Source organism: Methylocapsa sp. S129, assembly GCF_009765995.1.
Taxonomy (GTDB): Bacteria; Pseudomonadota; Alphaproteobacteria; order Rhizobiales; family Beijerinckiaceae; genus Roseiarcus.
The window spans coordinates 15,199-32,679 of sequence record NZ_LMUI01000017.1 but is presented as its reverse complement, the minus strand read 5'-3'; the positions used below and the strand labels follow the sequence as shown (position 1 = coordinate 32,679).

Annotated in this window: 16 protein-coding genes; all 16 read right to left on the bottom strand. The window is 62.6% G+C overall.

Annotation, left to right across the window (positions count from 1 at the left end):
* Positions 1–104: 104 nt before the first annotated feature.
* The 16 genes from lpxB to GSQ90_RS11385 all read right to left on the bottom strand — a co-directional run bounded on the left by lpxB (position 105) and on the right by GSQ90_RS11385 (position 17,382).
* The gene (gene lpxB, locus GSQ90_RS11460) at positions 105–1,295 is read right to left on the bottom strand and encodes a lipid-A-disaccharide synthase (protein ID WP_158814977.1); all 1,191 of its coding nucleotides are present in this window, start codon (positions 1,293–1,295) and stop codon (positions 105–107) included.
* On the bottom strand, positions 1,292–2,173 hold the full coding sequence (locus tag GSQ90_RS11455; RefSeq protein ID WP_158814976.1) for an LpxI family protein: 882 nt from the start codon (positions 2,171–2,173) through the stop codon (positions 1,292–1,294). Before GSQ90_RS11455 ends, lpxB begins: the two co-directional genes overlap by 4 nt.
* Positions 2,170–3,006 carry an acyl-ACP--UDP-N-acetylglucosamine O-acyltransferase gene (gene lpxA, locus GSQ90_RS11450; protein WP_158814975.1) on the bottom strand — a complete coding sequence of 279 codons (837 nt, stop codon included), beginning with the start codon at positions 3,004–3,006 and terminating at the stop codon, positions 2,170–2,172. Before lpxA ends, GSQ90_RS11455 begins: the two co-directional genes overlap by 4 nt.
* A 5-nt stretch (positions 3,007–3,011) precedes the next feature.
* Positions 3,012–3,476: a 3-hydroxyacyl-ACP dehydratase FabZ gene (gene fabZ / locus GSQ90_RS11445; protein ID WP_158814974.1), complete on the bottom strand. Its 465-nt coding sequence runs from the start codon at positions 3,474–3,476 to the stop codon at positions 3,012–3,014.
* Between the two features lie 258 nt (positions 3,477–3,734).
* Complete coding sequence (lpxD, locus tag GSQ90_RS11440; RefSeq protein WP_158814973.1) at positions 3,735–4,796, bottom strand: UDP-3-O-(3-hydroxymyristoyl)glucosamine N-acyltransferase; 1,062 nt, start codon at positions 4,794–4,796, stop codon at positions 3,735–3,737.
* Positions 4,797–4,981: 185 nt separating this feature from the next.
* On the bottom strand, positions 4,982–7,456 hold the full coding sequence (gene bamA / locus GSQ90_RS11435; RefSeq protein ID WP_158814972.1) for an outer membrane protein assembly factor BamA: 2,475 nt from the start codon (positions 7,454–7,456) through the stop codon (positions 4,982–4,984).
* Positions 7,457–7,707: 251 nt separating this feature from the next.
* Positions 7,708–8,862 (bottom strand): RIP metalloprotease, encoded by a 1,155-nt coding sequence (locus tag GSQ90_RS11430; protein WP_174247467.1) that lies wholly within the window; start codon positions 8,860–8,862, stop codon positions 7,708–7,710.
* 92 nt (positions 8,863–8,954) lie between these two features.
* Positions 8,955–10,103 carry a 1-deoxy-D-xylulose-5-phosphate reductoisomerase gene (dxr, locus tag GSQ90_RS11425; protein ID WP_256366594.1) on the bottom strand — a complete coding sequence of 383 codons (1,149 nt, stop codon included), beginning with the start codon at positions 10,101–10,103 and terminating at the stop codon, positions 8,955–8,957.
* A gap of 85 nt (positions 10,104–10,188) precedes the next feature.
* A complete protein-coding gene (locus GSQ90_RS11420; RefSeq protein WP_158814971.1) occupies positions 10,189–11,070 on the bottom strand; it encodes a phosphatidate cytidylyltransferase in 882 nt (293 codons plus the stop codon).
* A 9-nt stretch (positions 11,071–11,079) separates the two neighbouring features.
* Positions 11,080–11,853, bottom strand: a complete 774-nt coding sequence (locus GSQ90_RS11415) for an isoprenyl transferase (protein ID WP_158814970.1) — start codon at positions 11,851–11,853, stop codon at positions 11,080–11,082.
* A gap of 26 nt (positions 11,854–11,879) precedes the next feature.
* The gene (gene frr / locus GSQ90_RS11410) at positions 11,880–12,446 is read right to left on the bottom strand and encodes a ribosome recycling factor (protein ID WP_158814969.1); all 567 of its coding nucleotides are present in this window, start codon (positions 12,444–12,446) and stop codon (positions 11,880–11,882) included.
* Positions 12,447–12,670: 224 nt separating this feature from the next.
* A complete protein-coding gene (pyrH, locus tag GSQ90_RS11405) occupies positions 12,671–13,426 on the bottom strand; it encodes a UMP kinase (protein ID WP_158814968.1) in 756 nt (251 codons plus the stop codon).
* A gap of 107 nt (positions 13,427–13,533) precedes the next feature.
* Entirely contained in the window at positions 13,534–14,427 is an 894-nt protein-coding gene (gene tsf / locus GSQ90_RS11400) for a translation elongation factor Ts (protein WP_158814967.1), read from the bottom strand.
* 105 nt (positions 14,428–14,532) lie between these two features.
* On the bottom strand, positions 14,533–15,552 hold the full coding sequence (locus GSQ90_RS11395) for a 30S ribosomal protein S2 (protein WP_158814966.1): 1,020 nt from the start codon (positions 15,550–15,552) through the stop codon (positions 14,533–14,535).
* Positions 15,553–15,724: 172 nt separating this feature from the next.
* Positions 15,725–16,471 carry a copper homeostasis protein CutC gene (locus GSQ90_RS11390; RefSeq protein WP_158814965.1) on the bottom strand — a complete coding sequence of 249 codons (747 nt, stop codon included), beginning with the start codon at positions 16,469–16,471 and terminating at the stop codon, positions 15,725–15,727.
* Positions 16,472–16,536: 65 nt separating this feature from the next.
* Positions 16,537–17,382: an aminoglycoside phosphotransferase family protein gene (locus GSQ90_RS11385; RefSeq protein ID WP_158814964.1), complete on the bottom strand. Its 846-nt coding sequence runs from the start codon at positions 17,380–17,382 to the stop codon at positions 16,537–16,539.
* Between the last annotated feature and the right edge of the window lie 99 nt (positions 17,383–17,481).

Below are 17,481 nucleotides of genomic sequence, written 5' to 3'. Positions count from 1 at the left end.
ATCATTCTAAGTCCAACGGCCAACCCGCCGAAGACTCTCAGATCATCCCCTCACGCGAAAGGTGGGATCAAAACATCGCTTACCTTTAAGCGTCGGCGCGGTTCTTATGACGAGGCGCCCGCAGGATTGCTGGCGATCGTTTGCAACACCAGGCGCGCGGCGCGCGCGCTTGGCGCGTCGCCATCCGGCAATTGCATCAGCGCGTCTAGCCGCGAGAGGGCCTGAATCTGCGCATCGCGCGGCGCTCCCTCCCGCGTCAGGTCGGCCAAAGCCGCCGCCAGATTTTCTGGCGTGCATTCGCGTTGCAGGATTTCCGGAATCGCGCGCTCGCCGAGGATCAGGTTAGGCAGCAGGATCGAGGGCGCTCTCACGATATATTTGAGCGGCTCTTCAAGCCGCGACACCTTATAAGCGCCGACCATCGGCACGCCGGCCAGCGCAAGTTCGAGCGTCACCGTGCCCGACGCCGCCAGCGCCGCCCTCGCGCTGCGAAAAGCGGCGAGCTTGGCCGCCTCCCCCACCACGACGCGGGGCTTGATCGACCAATTCACGACGCGATCGGACATTTCGGCGGCCAGATGCGACATTGTCGGCAGGACGGCTTCAAAAGGGCCGATTTCGCGCGCCAGCAATTCCAGCGCGCCGCCAAAATCGCCCATCAGCCGCCGGATGATCGTGCGACGCGATCCCGGCAGCACGACGATTAGCGGCGGCTCGCTGGAGCGCCGCGCCGCCTCTTGGGCATTGGGGCGCAATTCGGCCAAACGTTCGATGAGGGGATGCCCAACGTAAAAACTGGGCGGCCCGCCAAGCCGCTGGTGAACAGCCGGTTCGAACGGCAGCAGCGTCAGCAGACAGTCGACATAGGCGCGCATCGCGCGCGCCCGGCCGGGTCGCCACGCCCAGACCGTCGGACTGACATAATCGGCAATGGGCAGGCCCGGCATCGCCTTGCGCACGCGACGCGCAACGCGATGGGTGAAATCCGGGCTGTCGATAATCACTAGCACATCGGGGGGCGCCGCAATGATGGCCTGGGCTGTCTCCTTGATCCGTGCAAGCAATTTCGGCAGTTTGGCGATCACCGGCAGAATACCCATGACGGCGATGTCGGCGAGCGGAAACAGACTCTGGAGGCCTTCGGCCTGCATCGCCTCGCCGCCAATTCCGGAAAACGCGATCCCGCCGCCCGTCGCCTCGCGCAAGGCGCGCATCAATTTGAAACCGAGTTGATCGCCCGAATGCTCGCCCGCCACCAGAAAGACCCGCAACTTGCGGTCGGTCGGAGCGGTCATGTCTCCAGCCCGAACACGAACAGGCCGGCCTCGTCGGCGGCGCGCGCGAAGGCCGCGCGATCGGCGATCAGAACGCGGCCGGCGGCCAGCGCAATGCCCTCGAGCTGGGCGCGTTGGGCGCCTTCGATTGTCTTCAATCCAACCGCTGGCATGTCGAGCCGCATGTCCTGATCGCTTTTGGGCGTCTTGACCAACACGCCCGCCCTGCCCTTAAAGCGAAGGCGATGCGAGTTCCGCATTTCCGCAACGCGGGCAAGCATGGAATCCGTGCCCTCCGCCGCCTCGATCGCCAGCACACGGCCGTTGGCGACAATTACCGCCTGACCGGCGTCGAATGGCGACAGGGCTCCGATCAGCGCGCGCCCTTGGCGCGCATCAGCCTGCGCTTGAGTGGATGGTTCAAGCACCGTCAAGGCGCCCGGCGAAACCAGCAATTGCGGTGCAATTTGATGGACGCCGACGACAGCGACGCCCTCGCTTTCGAAAAGCCGCGCAATGCCAACCAGAAGATGATTGTCGCCGCCGCGAAACAGCGAGGCCAATCCCGCCAGTCGTCTCACCGCGCCCCAATCCAGGCGCAAATCGGCGAATTCCGGACGAGTCATGGCCCCGACGATCGCGATCTCGACGACGTCGCGCTCTTTGAGCGAGCGAAACAGCTTGCCCACCTCGCCCATATGAATCCAGAAATGGGCGAAGGCCTCGATCCTCTCATCCGCCGCCCCGACAATCCCGACCAGCACGGGACTCCGCCCCTGCTGGATCACGGCCTGCGCAACCTGGATCGGAAAATCGCCGCCGCCGCACAAAATGGCGAGCGGCTTCATTTGCGCAGCGCCGGGATCGCCGGGCGACGAGGCGTTGGCGGCGAGGCTCACACGTTGTCTTCCTTGCCCGCACGGGGCATGCAAATCGCCCGCTCTCCCCCCTCGCGCAGGAAGTCGAGAATTTGCTGAACTTCCGCATGCGCGGCAAATTCGGCCGCCACATCCTCAGCACGCTCTTTCAGCGTGCCTCCAGGGGCAAAAAGAGCGCGATAAGCGCGACGCAGGTCATGAATGGACTCGCGGGAGAAACCGCGGCGCTTCAGACCGACAATGTTGAGGCCAGCGAGCGCGGCGCGATTCCCCAGAGCGATCCCATAGGGGATGACGTCATTTTCGACGCCCGCCAATCCGCCGACAAAAGCATGCGCGCCAATGCGAACGAATTGATGCGCGGCGGCGCCGCCGCTGATGATGACGAAATCGCCGATCTGGCAGTGACCGGCAAGCATGACATTATTCGACAGGACGATATCGTCGCCGAGCTTGCAGTCGTGGGCGACATGGGCATTGGCGAGGAAAACGCAACGGGCGCCGACGATGGTGTGCGATCCTCCCCCTGCTGTTCCTGGATTCATCGTCACGCCTTCGCGAATGAGGCAATCTTCGCCGATCGTCAAACGCACAGGTTCGCCGCGATATTTAAGGTCCTGCGGCTCGTGGCCGATCGACGCGAAGGGGAATATGCGTGTGCGGGCGCCGATATTCGTGAAGCCGGCGATGCTGACATGAGAGACCAGTCGAGCGCCGTCGCCCAGAATCACATTGGGGCCGACGTGGCAAAACGGACCGATCTCAACGCCCGCGCCAAGTTGCGCGCCAGGCTCGATGCACGCGCTGATGTGGATGGCCGGCGTGGGCGAGCTGAACGGAGAGCCCGGCGACATTTTCGTCATTCCGCCACCAACATGGCCGAAATCTCCGCCTCGCAGACGAGGACGCCATCGACCTTGGCTTCGCCGCGGTACCACCACATGTTGCGACGCTTGGCGAATCTCTCCATGTGAAACTCGACCCGATCGCCCGGCACTACCGGCTTCCTAAATTTTGCCTTGTCGACCGTCATCAAATAGACAACGGTCGGCTTGGCGTTGTCGCCCTGCGAGGCGACGCAAAGCGCTCCTGCGGTCTGCGCCATGCCTTCGATCAGCAGCACGCCCGGCATGATCGGGCGTCCAGGGAAATGGCCCTGAAATTGCGGTTCGTTGGCGGTGACATTCTTGATGCCAATGCCGAATTCGTCGCCGCGCGCCTCGATGATCCGATCGACCAGTAAAAAGGGATAACGGTGCGGCAGAAAACCAAGCAGTCTTTGGATGTCGTAACTCTCTAAAGTCTGGCCCGCCAATATGTTCATTCGATTTCCCTCATCGATCTCAGATATGACCTCGTGTGGCGATTCTTTCCTCTAGCAAAGCCGCCGGCGGACGCCTTATCGCGCGACTGTTTCAGGAACGACGCTTTCTCACTATCCTTTTTTGCATAATTACGTTCGGAAAGCTCGAAACCTTTCCGATCGCATGCCCGCACAGCGGCTTTCGGTTCGGGTGCATAAAGACTTCCAAGCCCCGACGCCAGAAATTCATATCAAGAACTCAACGATGGGAGCCGCCGCCTACCCCTCCGCCGGCGGCTCATGCGCCCCGGACCTGCGGACCATCTTCCTCAATAAAGCCGCTTCCTTGAACCAATCGCGAATGGGCTGAGCGGGAGACCCGCCCCAACGCGCGCCAGCCGGAACATCATGCATCAAGCCGGCGTCGGCGGCGATCTGCGCACCCGCGCCAATATGCAAGTGACCCGCAAGGCCGGCCTGACCGCCGATCGCGACAAAATCCTCGATCGTGCAGGAGCCGGAAATGCCAGCTTGCGAAACAATGACGCAATGGCGACCGATAACAACGTTATGACCGATCTGAACGAGATTATCGATTTTGGTGCCTTCGCCGATCACCGTGTCGCGATTGGCCCCGCGATCAATGGCGGTTCCCGCGCCGATCTCGACATCATCCTGAAGGATGACCCTCCCGACCTGCGGGACTTTGAGGTGGCCGCGCGGCCCCATGGCGAAACCGAAGCCATCCTGGCCGATCCTGACGCCAGGATGGAGAATAACGCGATCGCCGATCAACGCGCAGAGCACCGTGCAGCTCGCCCCGACCGCGCTATCACGGCCGATATGGACATCGGGGCCAATCACGGCATTCGCGCCGATAAGCGTATTGGCGCCAATCTGCGCTCGCGGACCCACAACCGCGCCTGGATCGACAATAACGCCGGCCTCCAGCCGCGCGCTGGGATGAACCGAGGCCCTGGCGGAGATGCTAGTCTCGCCGAAAGTCGAACCTGGCCTGGCGGCGCCAGGAAACAGCCGCAGCAAAACCTCGGTAAATGCGCGGTACGGCTGCCCCGTCGCCAGCGCGACGCAACCCGCCGGCGCGCGCGGGCTATGGCGGGGCTGCAACAACACCGCCGAGGCGCGCGTTTTTGACAGATCGGCGACGTAGCGTGGGTTGTCGAGAAAAGTGAGATCGCCGGGACCGGCGCGCTCGATCGGCGCAACGCCACGAATGATCAGCGTCAGATCGGCGCCGTCATTAGGCTGAGCGCCTGTCCAGTCGACAATTGAGCCGATCGACGGCGTCAGGGCCGCTGGGAAGAAATTGGTTTTCGCCATGAAAAAAGCGGGCAATCCTTTCACGCATTTTCAACCGAGGGGAACGCCCGCCGCATCAAGAAAATGCATCAAAGCAAACCGGCGCTCCATCTTGTTCTTGCCGAACTCACACGAGCCCCCAGGAAGAAAAAGGCGCGCCGCTCAGTGTGGCGCGCCCTGACCAAATGACCCGATCCGTCCGTTGCTCAGAAGGTGCTGCCGCCCGAGAAACTGATAGCCTGCGTCTGGTCGTATTTGCCTTTAGTGATCGCGTAGGCGTAGTCGACGCGGATCGGCCCAAGCGGCGACGCCCAGATCAAGCTCGCGCCAACGGACGAGCGAATGGTGCGCTCGTCATCAACCTGAATGCAATTGCCTTGGGTATAGTTCGGCGCGGTGTTTCCGGCGACGCAAGCCGCGCCCGGCGCCATTCCCAAAAGCGGTGAGAAATTCGTCTGGCCGCTATAGCCGAACAAAGTGCCAGCGTCAGCGAATATCGCGCCCTTCAGACCAATTTCTCTTGGCAGGCCGAAGATCGGGAACTGTACCTCGGCAGTGCCGCCGAAATAGGTCGTGCCGCCGAGACCAGCCGCCTGCAGGTTATTGGGGTCCGATATATCACGCGGCCCAATGCCGCCTGGCGCAAACCCGCGCACCAGAGTCGGTCCGACATTGAAATTATCAATGATCCGCAAGTCCTGACCGCCAAACGCATTGATCTGGCCGCCCTGGACGCGCACGAAGCCCGTGAAGTCATCCGTAAGCGGATAGTAATAGCGCGCGTCGAACGTCTCGCGGAGGAATTTGGAATCGCCGCCCGCACCCGCGACGTCCTGCTTATAGGTCGCGATCGCGCCCGTGGTCGGGTTCTTGTTATTGTCGAGCGTATTGTAGATCAGCGAAAAGCCGACCAGAGACGTGAGCTGCGTTCCCTGCGCCGCCGCCTGCTTGAGCGCCAGCGACGCCTCGCCGTTGGTCAGACAATTGTTCGTGGAGCTTATGCCATCAACGCCCGCCGTCCCAGGCGTCGTGCCGACGACCGGGTCCGTGCAATCGTTGTAGGGTTGCGAACTGTTATTCGGGATGACGATCGCCGACTCATAAATCGAGTAGTGAGGCTGGAAAGTAAACTCATCCGTCACCGGCAGGCCGAGGCGGAAGGTTACGCCCGTCGTCCAGTTCTCGTAATAAGCGTATTGATAGGGGTCCGTTTCCTTATGATAGATATCGAACCCTGCCGCGATGCGTTGATCGAGGAAATAGGGTTCTGTGAACGTGGCGCTCCAGCCGCGGCTGTACTGTCCCTCCGATGCGGAAAGCTTCACATACTGGCCGCGTCCCAGAAAATTGGTTTCCGTGACCGAAACTTCGGCAATGGCGCCATCGGTCGTTGAATAACCGCCTGAGATAGAGAACGACCCGGTTGGCTGATCTTCAACTTCCACGACGACGATCACCCGATCGGGAGTCGACCCAGGCCGGTTGGTGATATGCACCTTCTTGAAAAAGCCGAGGTTGTTGAGACGCCGCTCCGCTTTCTCGATCAAAGCGTGGTTGTAGGGGTCTCCTTCGCCGATATCGAACTCGCGGCGAATGACGTAGTCGCGAGTGCGGGTGTTGCCCTGGATGTCGATGCGTTCGATATACACTTTCGGACCGTCGTCGACGGTGAAGGCGATGCCGATCTCATGAGTCGCATTGTCTCGATCGCCGTGCGGGCGCACCTCGGAAAAAGCATAGCCTTGGCGGGCGACGTCGCGCGTGACCGCTTCGGTCGACAATTCCACCGCCGAGGCGTTATAGACGTCGCCCGGCGCAATCTTCACGAGATGATTGAGCGCCTGACCATCGACATTGGGGATATGCGAATCGACCTTAACGCTCCCAACGTGATACTGCGGCCCCTCTTCCATTGAAATGGTAACGATGTAGCCGGCCGGATCGGCCTGATAATGAACATCCGTATTGGTGATGCGGAAGTCGGCATAGCCGTTCTTCATATAATATTTGCGAATCGCCTCCTCGTCGGAAGCCAGGCGATCGGGATCGTAAACGTCGCTTGTTTTGAGGAACGACAGGAAATTCATTTCCGACGTCTGCATCAAGCCGTGCAAGCGGTAATTGGAAAAGGCCTGATTGCCGACAAATTTGATCTCGCGTATGCCGGTCTTATCCCCCTCGTCGATCGTGAAGACCAGATCCGAGCGGCCATTGGGCAAGGCGACGAGTCGGTAGGTCACCTTCGCATCGCTCCGTCCGTACTTCCTGTAGGCTTCCTTGATGCGATCTATGTCAGCCGTCGCCACCGCTTCGTTGTAGCCTGCGCGCGCCTTGGACTGAACCTCCACCGCAAGCTGATCGCCCTTGATCTTGCTATTGCCCTCGAACGCGACACGATTGAGGATGACGCTGCTTTCGACCACGCTGACGATCACGCGTCCCCCAACGGCGCGGGCGCTCACCTTGGAAAACATGCCCGTGGCCGAAAGATCCTTGATGCCTTGGTCGATATGAGCCTGATCCGTCCCGCCAAAATACGAGCGTATCGTGGCGACGTCGACGCGATGTGCGCCTTCGACGACGATGTCTTGCGCATAGGCCGCGGAGGTAACGCCGACGACGCCAAACACCAGACACGCGGCCAGGATGAGCCGTCCAAAATAGCCACGAAGGAAATGCATTTGGCTCCGGTTCCCCATAGTCGCTGGCCGGCGATACATCCGCCGGTCCGTTCATTCTCGCGCTTTGCAAGTTCCGCGCAGGACTTGCAAATTTCGCTTCGTTCGACTTCCGCGACGCCGCCTCAGCCAGCGACAATCAAATTAACCTGTCTTCTACCCTTTTTGGCGAAGCCTGCAAACCGCTATTAACCGAGTATAGTCGATTCCAACCCGGCGTGACCTCCATGACACGATTCTTGGTCGATCAATCGTTAACCTCCCCCGCCCGTAACGAGGCGCAGAATGTCGTGGGACGTTGAGAATATGACAAGCATGGCGACAAGAGCAATCCCGATGCGCAAGCCAATTTCCTGGGTCCGTTCGCTTAAAGGACGCCCCAGCAGCGCCTCGATGGCGTAAAACAGCAGGTGGCCGCCATCCAGCATCGGCACCGGCAGGAGATTCATCAGACCGACCGACACGGAAAATACGGCTGTGAGGCTGAAAAGTGCGAGAATGCTGATCTTGGCGATCTCGCCCGCCACCTGGGCGACCCCGAGCGGCCCGGAAACCTGATCGGCCGATTCGCGCCCGGCGAACAACCCGACGACGTAAGCGCTCGTAGCGTCCACGATGTTCCAGGTGTCCTTGGCGGCCCAGGCCACGCAGCGCGGCAGGCTGCAGGTTTCAAGCCGCCGATCGGCCGGATCCGACGACGCCTTGATTCCAAGACGACCGATGCGGCGCTTGCCGAACGGAGCAAGATCGACCAGCGCGATCGTCGGCGCCGCCGCAATGGTCATTGCCTGCCCTGAACGCTCAAGGCCGAAGACGATCGTCAACCCCGTGCTGGTCGAAATGACTTGATGCAGATCCTCAAAACTGTCGATCGGGCTGCCATTGGCGGATTTGATCAGGTCTCCCGTTTTGAAACCCGCCAGATCGGCCGGGCTCCCGATTTCAACGCCGCCGACGTGCGGCGTAAGAACGTATTGGCCATAAATGGCGAAGGAAATCGTGAAAATCACAATGGCAAGCAGGAAATTGGCGATCGGGCCCGCCGCGACGATCGCGGCGCGATTAAGAACTGGCTGACCGGCAAGCGTCTGGGAGCGCTCGCCGCGATCCATTTGAGCGAGCGCCGCCGCGTCGGGGGCGCTCGACACATCCGCATCGCCGTGAAACTTGACGTAGCCGCCAAGCGGCAAAGCAGCGACGCGCCAACGCGTGCCACGCTTATCGACCCATGCAAATAATTCAGGGCCGAAGCCGAGCGAAAACCGATCGACTTTGACGCCGCACCAGCGCCCTACGAGATAATGGCCGAGTTCATGAAAGAACACGACAACGCTCAAAATGACAACGAACGGAATGACGTACCAGCCCATCGAGCCGATAAAGCCGCCCGCAATGCTTAAAAAACCCATTACCGATCTCCGCCGCGCCGACTCTCTCGACGAGGCTTGCGCCCCGAAGGTCAACTTGGTTACCGAAAGGTTACCATGACGGAGACAAGCCTTCAGGCCAAGAGGGCGAGCGCCCTATCTCTGGCGATATGGTGAACGCCGAGCGCCTGCGCCACAGTAGCGCAAGCGGACAGTTCTCCCGCGCGGCCCGATTGTTCCAAAACCGCTTCCACCACCCCAATGATGTCGGAAAACCCGATTCGCGTAGCCAGAAAGGCCTCGACAGCGATTTCATTGGCCGCGTTGAGCGCCGTCGGAGCTGCCCCACCTGCGTTCAGCGCGGCGATCGCCAAACCCAGAGCCGGGAAGCGGGCAAGATCCGGCCGTTCAAAAGTAAGCTGGCCAACAGCCGCCAAATCAAGCGCCTTTGCGCCCGACTTCATCCGCTCTGGATAGGCCAGGCAATGCGCGATGGGCGTCCTCATATCGGGCGCCGCCATACCCGCTGTCACCGACCCATCGGCAAAGGCGATCAGACCATGCACGACGGATTGGGGATGAATAAGCACATCGAGCCGAGCCGCCGATATCCCAAATAAATGATGCGCCTCAATAAGTTCGAGACCTTTGTTCATCAGGCTGGCCGAATCAATCGTCACTTTGGAGCCCATCGTCCAGTTAGGATGGGCAAGCGCCTCACTGACGGTGGCCATACGGATTCGTTCGGCGCTCCATTCGCGAAACGGCCCGCCCGACGCGGTCAAAGTCATTTTGACGATCTCGTCCGCGTCGCAACCGCCCATCGCCTGAAAAATAGCATTGTGCTCGGAATCCAGCGGCAGGATGCGAGCGCCCGCGCGGCGCGCCGCTTCCATGACCGCATGGCCTGCGCAAACAAGCGTTTCCTTATTGGCCAGCGCGACGGACCGCCCCGCTGCGATCGCGGCGTAAGTGGGCGCAAGGCCCGCCGTACCGGCAATCGCGGCGACAACCAGATCGCTCTCGCGCAGCGCCGCCTCAACCACGGCTTCGTCGCCGGCGGCGATTTCGATGGGCTGTCCCGCCACCCCCGCCTTCAACTCTGCATAGCTTGCAGGATCGGCGATCGCCGCGAATCGGGCTTTCAAAGCAATGGCGGCTCGCGCCAAGGCGGCCCCATCGCGCCCACCGGCCACGGCCGTCACATCGAAGCGGTCGGGAGAGCCGGCAATCACTTGCGCGCAAGAACGACCGATTGAGCCCGTCGCGCCCAGAATGACCAATCGCTTGGGCTGCGCCCGATCGCTGCGCGAAGCCCTCGTGCGGGCTGCTTTGACTCTGGGCTCGGGAATCGTTTCTAACAAGTTGTCACCATTGGAAAATGCCCGCCGAGATATCGAGAATTCCGTACCGCACGGCGCCCGCCAAAGCTACAAAAATAGCCGCCGCGATAAACCCGTCCAGACGGTCCATCAAGCCGCCATGGCCAGGGATCAAATGGCTGGAATCCTTGACGCCAAACCTTCGCTTGAGGAAAGATTCGAAGAGATCGCCGCCTTGCGCCACCACACCGGTCACAAGGCCGAATCCGAAAAGAGCGAGCGTTGAACTGGCTGCCGGGGCTGTGACCAATCCAGCGCCTGCGCCGCACAGGACGCCGACGCCGAACCCCGACCAGGTCTTTGCCGGCGAGAGCCGCGGCCATAATTTAGGACCGCCGATCGATCGGCCGCCGAAATAGGCCATAACGTCCGTTCCCCAAACCACTGCGAAGAGCCAGACTATTGCGTAAGGCCCATACGGCCAGCTTGCGCGCAGCAGACACACCGAGACCAGCATGGCGCCGGCATAAAGCACGCCCGCGCCGGGCATCAGTCGGATCGTAGGCTTGATGCCGCTTGTCAGCGCGGCCCCCACGGCGCCGGCCAACAGCGCCGCGATCGCCCAAAAGACTGAGTCATTGGTCGCTAAAGGGGCGGCGACGACGAGCCCCGCGGCTCCAAACAGGACGCGCAATCCGTGATTGGGGCCGCCAATCAAGTTTTGCCATTCCCAATGAACGACCAGAGCGGCGATCAGCCAGAATGCACCGAACCAATAGCCGCCAGCCCAAGCGGCCCCCAGCGCGGCGGCCATGAGAGCAATCGCCGCGCCGACCCTAGCGGGCAGATCGGCGGCGAGGAACCGCGCGGACGCGATTCCCTGCGGCGCCGCGCCATCTGCTGTCTCTCTGCGCGCGGAATCCGCCATTCCCTGCGCTCACGAGGCCGATTTGACGATTGCCGCCGGCGCCGCGGTCCCGCCAAATCGCCGCTCCCGCCCCGCATATTGAGCAAGAGCCGATTGGAAAGCGGCGTGATCGAAATCGGGCCAATGCATCGGCAGAAAGACAAACTCGGCGTAAGCGGCCTGCCAGAGCAGGAAGTTCGACAGTCTTTGCTCGCCCGACGTGCGGATCACGAGATCGGGATCGGGAATGCCGGCGGTGTCGAGCCGGGCGCCAAGCGCCGCCTCGTCAATAGCGGCGGCGTCGAGCCGTCCGGCCGCCGCGTCAAGCGCTAGCTTGCGGGCTGCTTCGACAATCTCCTGGCGCGCGCCATAGTTGAACGCAACGACAAGCGTCAGTCCGCTGTTGCCCCGCGTCAGCTCCTCCGCCTCGTTCAACAGCGCCCGCAGGTCGGCCGACAAATTGCGGCGAAGGCCAATAATCCGCACCTGCACATTATTGCGGTGCAGATCGGCAAGGTCGTTGCGAATGAAACGCTTGAGCAGGCCCATCAGATCGGAGACCTCGGCGGCGGGCCGGCTCCAATTCTCGGACGAAAAGCTGTAGATCGTAAGATAACGCAAGCCCAGATCGATCGCCGAGCGCACCGCGCGGCGAACGGCCTCGACGCCGCGCCGATGACCCTCGATGCGCGGCAGGCTGCGCGCCTGCGCCCATCGCCCGTTGCCATCCATGATAATGCCGACGTGCGTCGGCCCGCACGGATCAGGCGCATTGGTGAATTGCTCGTTAGAGGGCGTCAACATTGTGGGCCTCGGCAGCGCGGTTCGCGCTAGACCTGCATGATTTCTTTCTCTTTGCTCGCCAGCGAAAGGTCGATGTCGCGGATAGCCTGATCGGTGGCCTTTTGTACATCCGCTTCATCGCGCTTCTGATCGTCTTCGCTGATGGCGTGGTCCTTGAGCAGTTTCTTCAGGACATCGATGCCGTCGCGCCGCACACGGCGCACGGCGATGCGGGCGTCCTCGGTGTATTTGTGCGCGACCTTGACCATTTCCTTGCGGCGTTGCTCGTTGAGCTCGGGAATGCGGATACGCAGGATCTGCCCCTCGATCGTCGGGCTCAGGCCCAGATTGGCGTCGCGGATCGCCTTGTCGACGGCCGCCACCATGCTCTTGTCCCAGACCTGGACCGAAAGCGCGCGCGGCTCGGGCACGCTGATCGTCGCCACCTGAATGAGCGGGGTGCGCTGGCCATAGGCCTCGACGTAGACCGGCTCCAACAGGCTCGCCGTCGCGCGCCCGGTGCGAAGACCGCCCAATTCATGCCTGAGCGTCTGGATCGCGCCCTGCATGCGGCGCTTGAGGTCGGCAAGATCGAAAATAGGTTGCTGCGCCATGAGAAAACCTGTCGTTAGATTCATCAAATGCGGCGGGCGGCGCCGCATTCTGACCGATTCGCAAGGCGCCTGAAGGGCGCCAGAAGCAAGTGATAGCATAAGCGCGGGCGGGTGACAGCACCGCCAAACCGCCGTTTACCTGAACGAAAACGCATGACATCGCGGAGGTTTGTTCATGGCTCCGCGCCGGGCAAAACCGCGCGAGGCGCCTATTGGACCCGCCCCTACGGCATCACGTAAGTCGCCCTGCCCTGTCCCAGCAGCGCGGCGCGGATGGCGCCGGGTTCGTGGATGGAAAAGACGACGATCGGAATGCGGTTGTCGCGCGCCAGAGCGAAAGCCGCCGTGTCCATGACGGCAAGGTTGCGATCGATCGCCTCGTCATGCGACAGGCGCTCGAAACGCGTCGCCTTCGGGTCTTTCTTGGGGTCGGCGGTGTAAATTCCGTCGACCTGGGTCGCCTTGAACACGGCGTCGCAGGAAAGCTCAGCGGCGCGCAGCGCTGCGCCTGTGTCGGTGGTGAAAAACGGATTGCCGGTGCCGCCCGCCAGCATGATGACGCGGTGCTTGACGAGATGGGCGAGCGCGGCCTGGCGCGAATAGGGCTGGCAGAGCGAGGGCATGGCGACGGCGGAAAGGACGCGCGCCGATTGGCCCAGATGCTCCAGCGCGCCCTCCATTGCGAGCGCATTCATGACGGTGGCTAGCATGCCGATGGAATCGGCGCGCGCCCGCTCGATCCCCTTGTCGGCGCCTTCAAGGCCGCGAAAGAAATTGCCGCCGCCCACGACCACGGCGACCTGCACGCCCAGATCCGCGGCCGCCTTCAGATCGGCGGCGATGCGCAGAAGCGTCGGCATATCGAGGCCGAAGCTTCCCTTGCCCATCAAAGCTTCGCCCGACAATTTCACGACGACGCGCCCGAACAAGGGCTTGGGACCGGCAATGGGCTGGGCGTCTGCGGGGACCGGGTCGGACATTTACGCCTCGCTTGCCGCCACAAAGATGCTTTGGCGCGCTTATGCCGCCAAATGCAACCGATACGAAAAGGGCAGCCCCGAGGCTGCCCTGATTCGCTTCTGAAAGCTTACGCCTCTTCGGCGGGCTTTTCGATTCCCTCGCCGAGGGCGTATCGCACAAACGCTTTGACCGCGATCGGCGCTCCGACCGTTTTTTCGGCTTCCTTGACCGCTTGCGCGACCGTTTTAGCGTTATCGTGAACGAACGCCTGATCGAGCAGGCAGACTTCCTTATAGTAAGTCTTCAGGCCGGATTCGACAATCTTTTCCAGGACATGCGGCGGTTTGCCGGCGTTCTTGTCGGCGAGCACGGCCTTTTCGCGCGCCACCACGGCCGGATCGAGCCCCTCAGCGTTCAGCGCGAGCGGGCTCGCCGCGGCGATATGCATGGCGATCTGGCGCCCGAGCGCTGTCAGCGCGTCGGCGTTGCCGGTCGATTCCAGCGCAACGATCACGCCGATGCGGCCCTGGCCATCGACCACGGCGCCGTGCACGTAATGACCGATCACGCCATGGGCGACATGCAAGCCGTGCGCGCGGCGCAACGTGATGTTCTCGCCGATCGTGGCGATGGCGTTGGCGATCGCGTCGGAGACAGTGCCGCCGCCGGGGTAATGCGCGCCCTTCACGGCTTCGGCTTCAACGCCTGCGCCCTTGTCGAGCGCGACAGCCGTGATTCCGCGCACGAGCGCCTGAAAGTCATCGTTTCGCGCGACGAAATCGGTCTCGGAATTCACCTCGACGACGACGCCGAAATTGGCTTCGACCGCCACAGCGACCAGGCCATCGGCCGCGATGCGGCCGCTCTTCTTGGCTGCCTTGGCGAGGCCCTTCTTGCGCAGCCAGTCGACGCCCGCTTCAATATCGCCATTGGTTTCACTGAGCGCGTTCTTGCAATCCATCATGCCGGCGCCGGTCTTCTCGCGAAGCTCCTTCACCAGCGCCGCCGTAATATTGGCCATGGCCGTTCCTTTGTCGCGGTTGCGGGAAGCCCTTAAGGCTTCCCTCCTGTCGCTTTATGAAGAGACTTAAGCCCGGCGCGCCGGGCTTAAAGGGACCGTGAAGCCTCAGGCTCCGGCGATCAGCGTCTTGGCCTGCTCGACCCAATTGTCCCTGGCGATGCGGCCATTGAATTTGAGATCGGCGTCCAGTTTGTCGGCCTCTTCCTTGGTCATCGCGCCGACCTGCCAATAATGGAACACGCCATGCTCGTTGAGCTTCTTGACGATCTGCGGGCCGACGCCCGTCAGTTTGGCCAGATCGTCAGGCGCGCCGCGCGGAGCGGTGAGCAGTTCGAAATGTTCGGTCGGCGTCGCGTCCGCCTCGATCGCCTCTGCCGCGGGCAGGTCCTCGATCATGGGCGCCTCGGCCGCGCCCTTATCCATCCCCTGCGCGCCCTGGCTGCGGGAAATGCCGTCAATCGCGGCGCGCGCGATCAGATCGCAATAAAGCTGGATCGCGCGGCCCGCATCGTCATTGCCGGGAATGGGGAAGGCGATGCCGTCGGGATCGCTGTTGGTGTCAAGGATCGCGACGACCGGAATCTTGAGGCGGTTCGCCTCCTTGATCGCGAGCTGTTCCTTGTTGGTGTCGATGACGAAGACAAGGTCCGGCGTGCCGCCCATATCCTTGATGCCGCCAAGCGCCGTCTCCAGCTTTTCGCGCTCGCGCGAAAGCATCAGACGCTCCTTCTTGGTCAGGCCCTGCGCACCCGCGCCCAACATTTCGTCGAGCTTGCGCAGCCGCGCGATGGAGGCCGAAATCGTCTTCCAGTTGGTGAGCATGCCGCCCAGCCAGCGAGCGTTGACGAAATATTGCGCCGAACGCTTGGCCGCCTCGGCGATCGCGTCCGCCGCCTGGCGCTTGGTGCCGACAAACAGCACGCGGCCGCCCTTGGCGACCGTGTCCGAGACGGTCTGCAGGGCGCGGTGAAGCAAGGGAACCGTCTGCGCGAGATCGATGATGTGGATGCTGTTGCGCGCCCCGAAAATGTAGCGTTCCATTTTCGGGTTCCAGCGATGCGACTGGTGGCCGAAATGAGCGCCCGATTCGAGCAATTGGCGCATGGAAAAATCAGGTACTGACATTTGTACTGTCCTATCCGGTTAAAGCCTCGGCGGATCGATTGGGCGAGGAAAACCCCGCCACCGGAGCCGTTCCTTGAATCAGGAACAGCGAAAATCCGCCTGTGGAATGAGCGCGCGTATAAAGGAGGGCGCGCAAGAAGGCAAGCCGCTGAACGGCGCCGTCCTCATCGGCCTATCCGCCGAAGGCCGCCGTGACCGCCCGGATGGCGCCGGCGGTCGTCGCGGCGCGGTCATATTCGGGCGGTCGCAACGAGCCGCCCATGAAAACCGCTTCGTTGCGCCAAAGCATGCCGCTCGCCTCGTTCGCGAAAGCCGCGAAATGAAACTCCTGCGCGCCGGTGTCAGCCGCGATACGCGCGGCGTTGCGGGGCGTAATGTCGCCGCCCGGCATGACGATGATGCGCCCGGCGGCGCGGCTGATCAGCCGGCGGATCAGCGGCGCGCCCTCGACCACGCCCGGCTCCTGCCCCGAAGTCAGCAACCGGTCGGCCCCGAGCCGGATCAATGCGTCGAGGCTGGCGAAGGGATCGCGCGAGACGTCGAAGGCGCGGTGGAACGTCACCGAAAGCGGCCTAGCGGCGGCGATCAGCGCGGCGCTGCGCGCTTCGTCGATGCGCGCCTCCGCGTCGAGCAGGCCGATGACGATTCCAGCGCCGCCAGCCTCTTTCACCGCCGCGATATCGTGGAGCATGGCGGCGAACTCGTCCTCATTGTAGAGAAAGTCGCCGCCGCGCGGACGGATGATGACATGAACCTTGAGCCGCCCGTCAGCGGCGACGACCGCCTGGCGCATCATGCCGACGGATGGCGTGAGGCCGCCCTCGATCAAACTGGCGCATAATTCCACGCGCGCCGCGCCGGCTTCGACCGCGGCCCTGACGCCGGCGACGCTATCGATGCAAATTTCAAAAATGGGCATGGCGAACCATCGGGGCTTCGGGAGCGGGCTTTCATCATGCGCGCTTTCGCCGCCTGCACAAGCGGTCAGCCCGGCCCGGCGCCGCGCTCCTTCAGCCGCGCCAGATGATATTCAGCGGCGCCGCGCTTGTCGGGATCCGCGGCGAGAGCCGAACACCAGACGACGACGCAAAGGCTGCGCAAATCGGACAGCAAGGCGTAGAGCGGAGCGTCGACCGGCTCAAAGGCGGGCAAGTGCGGCACACCCGTCGCGTCCCATTCGCGCGGCCCAACGCAGGCCGTCTCGAAATCCGTCCACAGCGGTCCGGCGCTCGTGAGGAACACGTTGCCCATATGCGCGTCGCCGTGGATTGGCGAGGAGCGAACGACGAAACCGGCGAGGGAACGGCTCAGTTGCTCATAGGCGCACAGGAGAAACATTCGGTCCTCATCGGCCATCGCTGGCAGCCCATCCCCGCGACGAAGCGGCGCAGCGCATTCCTCGATCCGTTCCACATAGGAAGGAAGCTTGCCGGGATAATCGACGAACGCATCGTGGACGCGCCGCAGAGCGAAGGCCGCGCGGGCGACTTCTTCGGGGTCGTCGTAGTCGGCCGTCGCGTGCGCGACATGCGGCCATAATGTCACCGCCATCCCCTCTTCGACGAAGGGCGTCGACGGCATGGCTTGACTCGGACCGACGGCCGGCGCGCCGCGCGCGGCAAGATAGCGCGAAACGGCGAGTTCCCGGGCGCTAGCCGCCAGGCTCTCATCGTCCGCTAGAGCTATCCGGGCGACCGTCGCGAGTTCTGGCAACAGCACGCAGATGCGTCGGGAGCGATAGAGGACGACCGCCTCCGGCGCGCCCGCCCCCCGGCGCGCGACCCTGTTGGCCGCGCGCAAAGCACGCGTCAGGACTTCATCCTCAACCAAGCTGGCCTCCGCCGCCATCCGCCCGGCGGAGAATCTACACGAAGCGGCCCGCTCCCGCGACAGGGCAAGGATGGTCGAGACGCGAGGCGAAATTCGACC

Coding starts and splice junctions, on each gene's coding strand:
- lpxB (WP_158814977.1), bottom strand. CDS start 1,295: ATGACCGCTCCGACCGACCGCAAGTTGCGGGTCTTTCTGGTGGCGGGC.
- lpxA (WP_158814975.1), bottom strand. CDS start 3,006: ATGTCGCCGGGCTCTCCGTTCAGCTCGCCCACGCCGGCCATCCACATC.
- fabZ (WP_158814974.1), bottom strand. CDS start 3,476: ATGAACATATTGGCGGGCCAGACTTTAGAGAGTTACGACATCCAAAGA.
- lpxD (WP_158814973.1), bottom strand. CDS start 4,796: ATGGCGAAAACCAATTTCTTCCCAGCGGCCCTGACGCCGTCGATCGGC.
- bamA (WP_158814972.1), bottom strand. CDS start 7,456: ATGCATTTCCTTCGTGGCTATTTTGGACGGCTCATCCTGGCCGCGTGT.
- GSQ90_RS11430 (WP_174247467.1), bottom strand. CDS start 8,862: ATGGGTTTTTTAAGCATTGCGGGCGGCTTTATCGGCTCGATGGGCTGG.
- GSQ90_RS11420 (WP_158814971.1), bottom strand. CDS start 11,070: ATGGCGGATTCCGCGCGCAGAGAGACAGCAGATGGCGCGGCGCCGCAG.
- GSQ90_RS11415 (WP_158814970.1), bottom strand. CDS start 11,853: ATGTTGACGCCCTCTAACGAGCAATTCACCAATGCGCCTGATCCGTGC.
- frr (WP_158814969.1), bottom strand. CDS start 12,446: ATGGCGCAGCAACCTATTTTCGATCTTGCCGACCTCAAGCGCCGCATG.
- pyrH (WP_158814968.1), bottom strand. CDS start 13,426: ATGTCCGACCCGGTCCCCGCAGACGCCCAGCCCATTGCCGGTCCCAAG.
- tsf (WP_158814967.1), bottom strand. CDS start 14,427: ATGGCCAATATTACGGCGGCGCTGGTGAAGGAGCTTCGCGAGAAGACC.
- GSQ90_RS11395 (WP_158814966.1), bottom strand. CDS start 15,552: ATGTCAGTACCTGATTTTTCCATGCGCCAATTGCTCGAATCGGGCGCT.
- GSQ90_RS11390 (WP_158814965.1), bottom strand. CDS start 16,471: ATGCCCATTTTTGAAATTTGCATCGATAGCGTCGCCGGCGTCAGGGCC.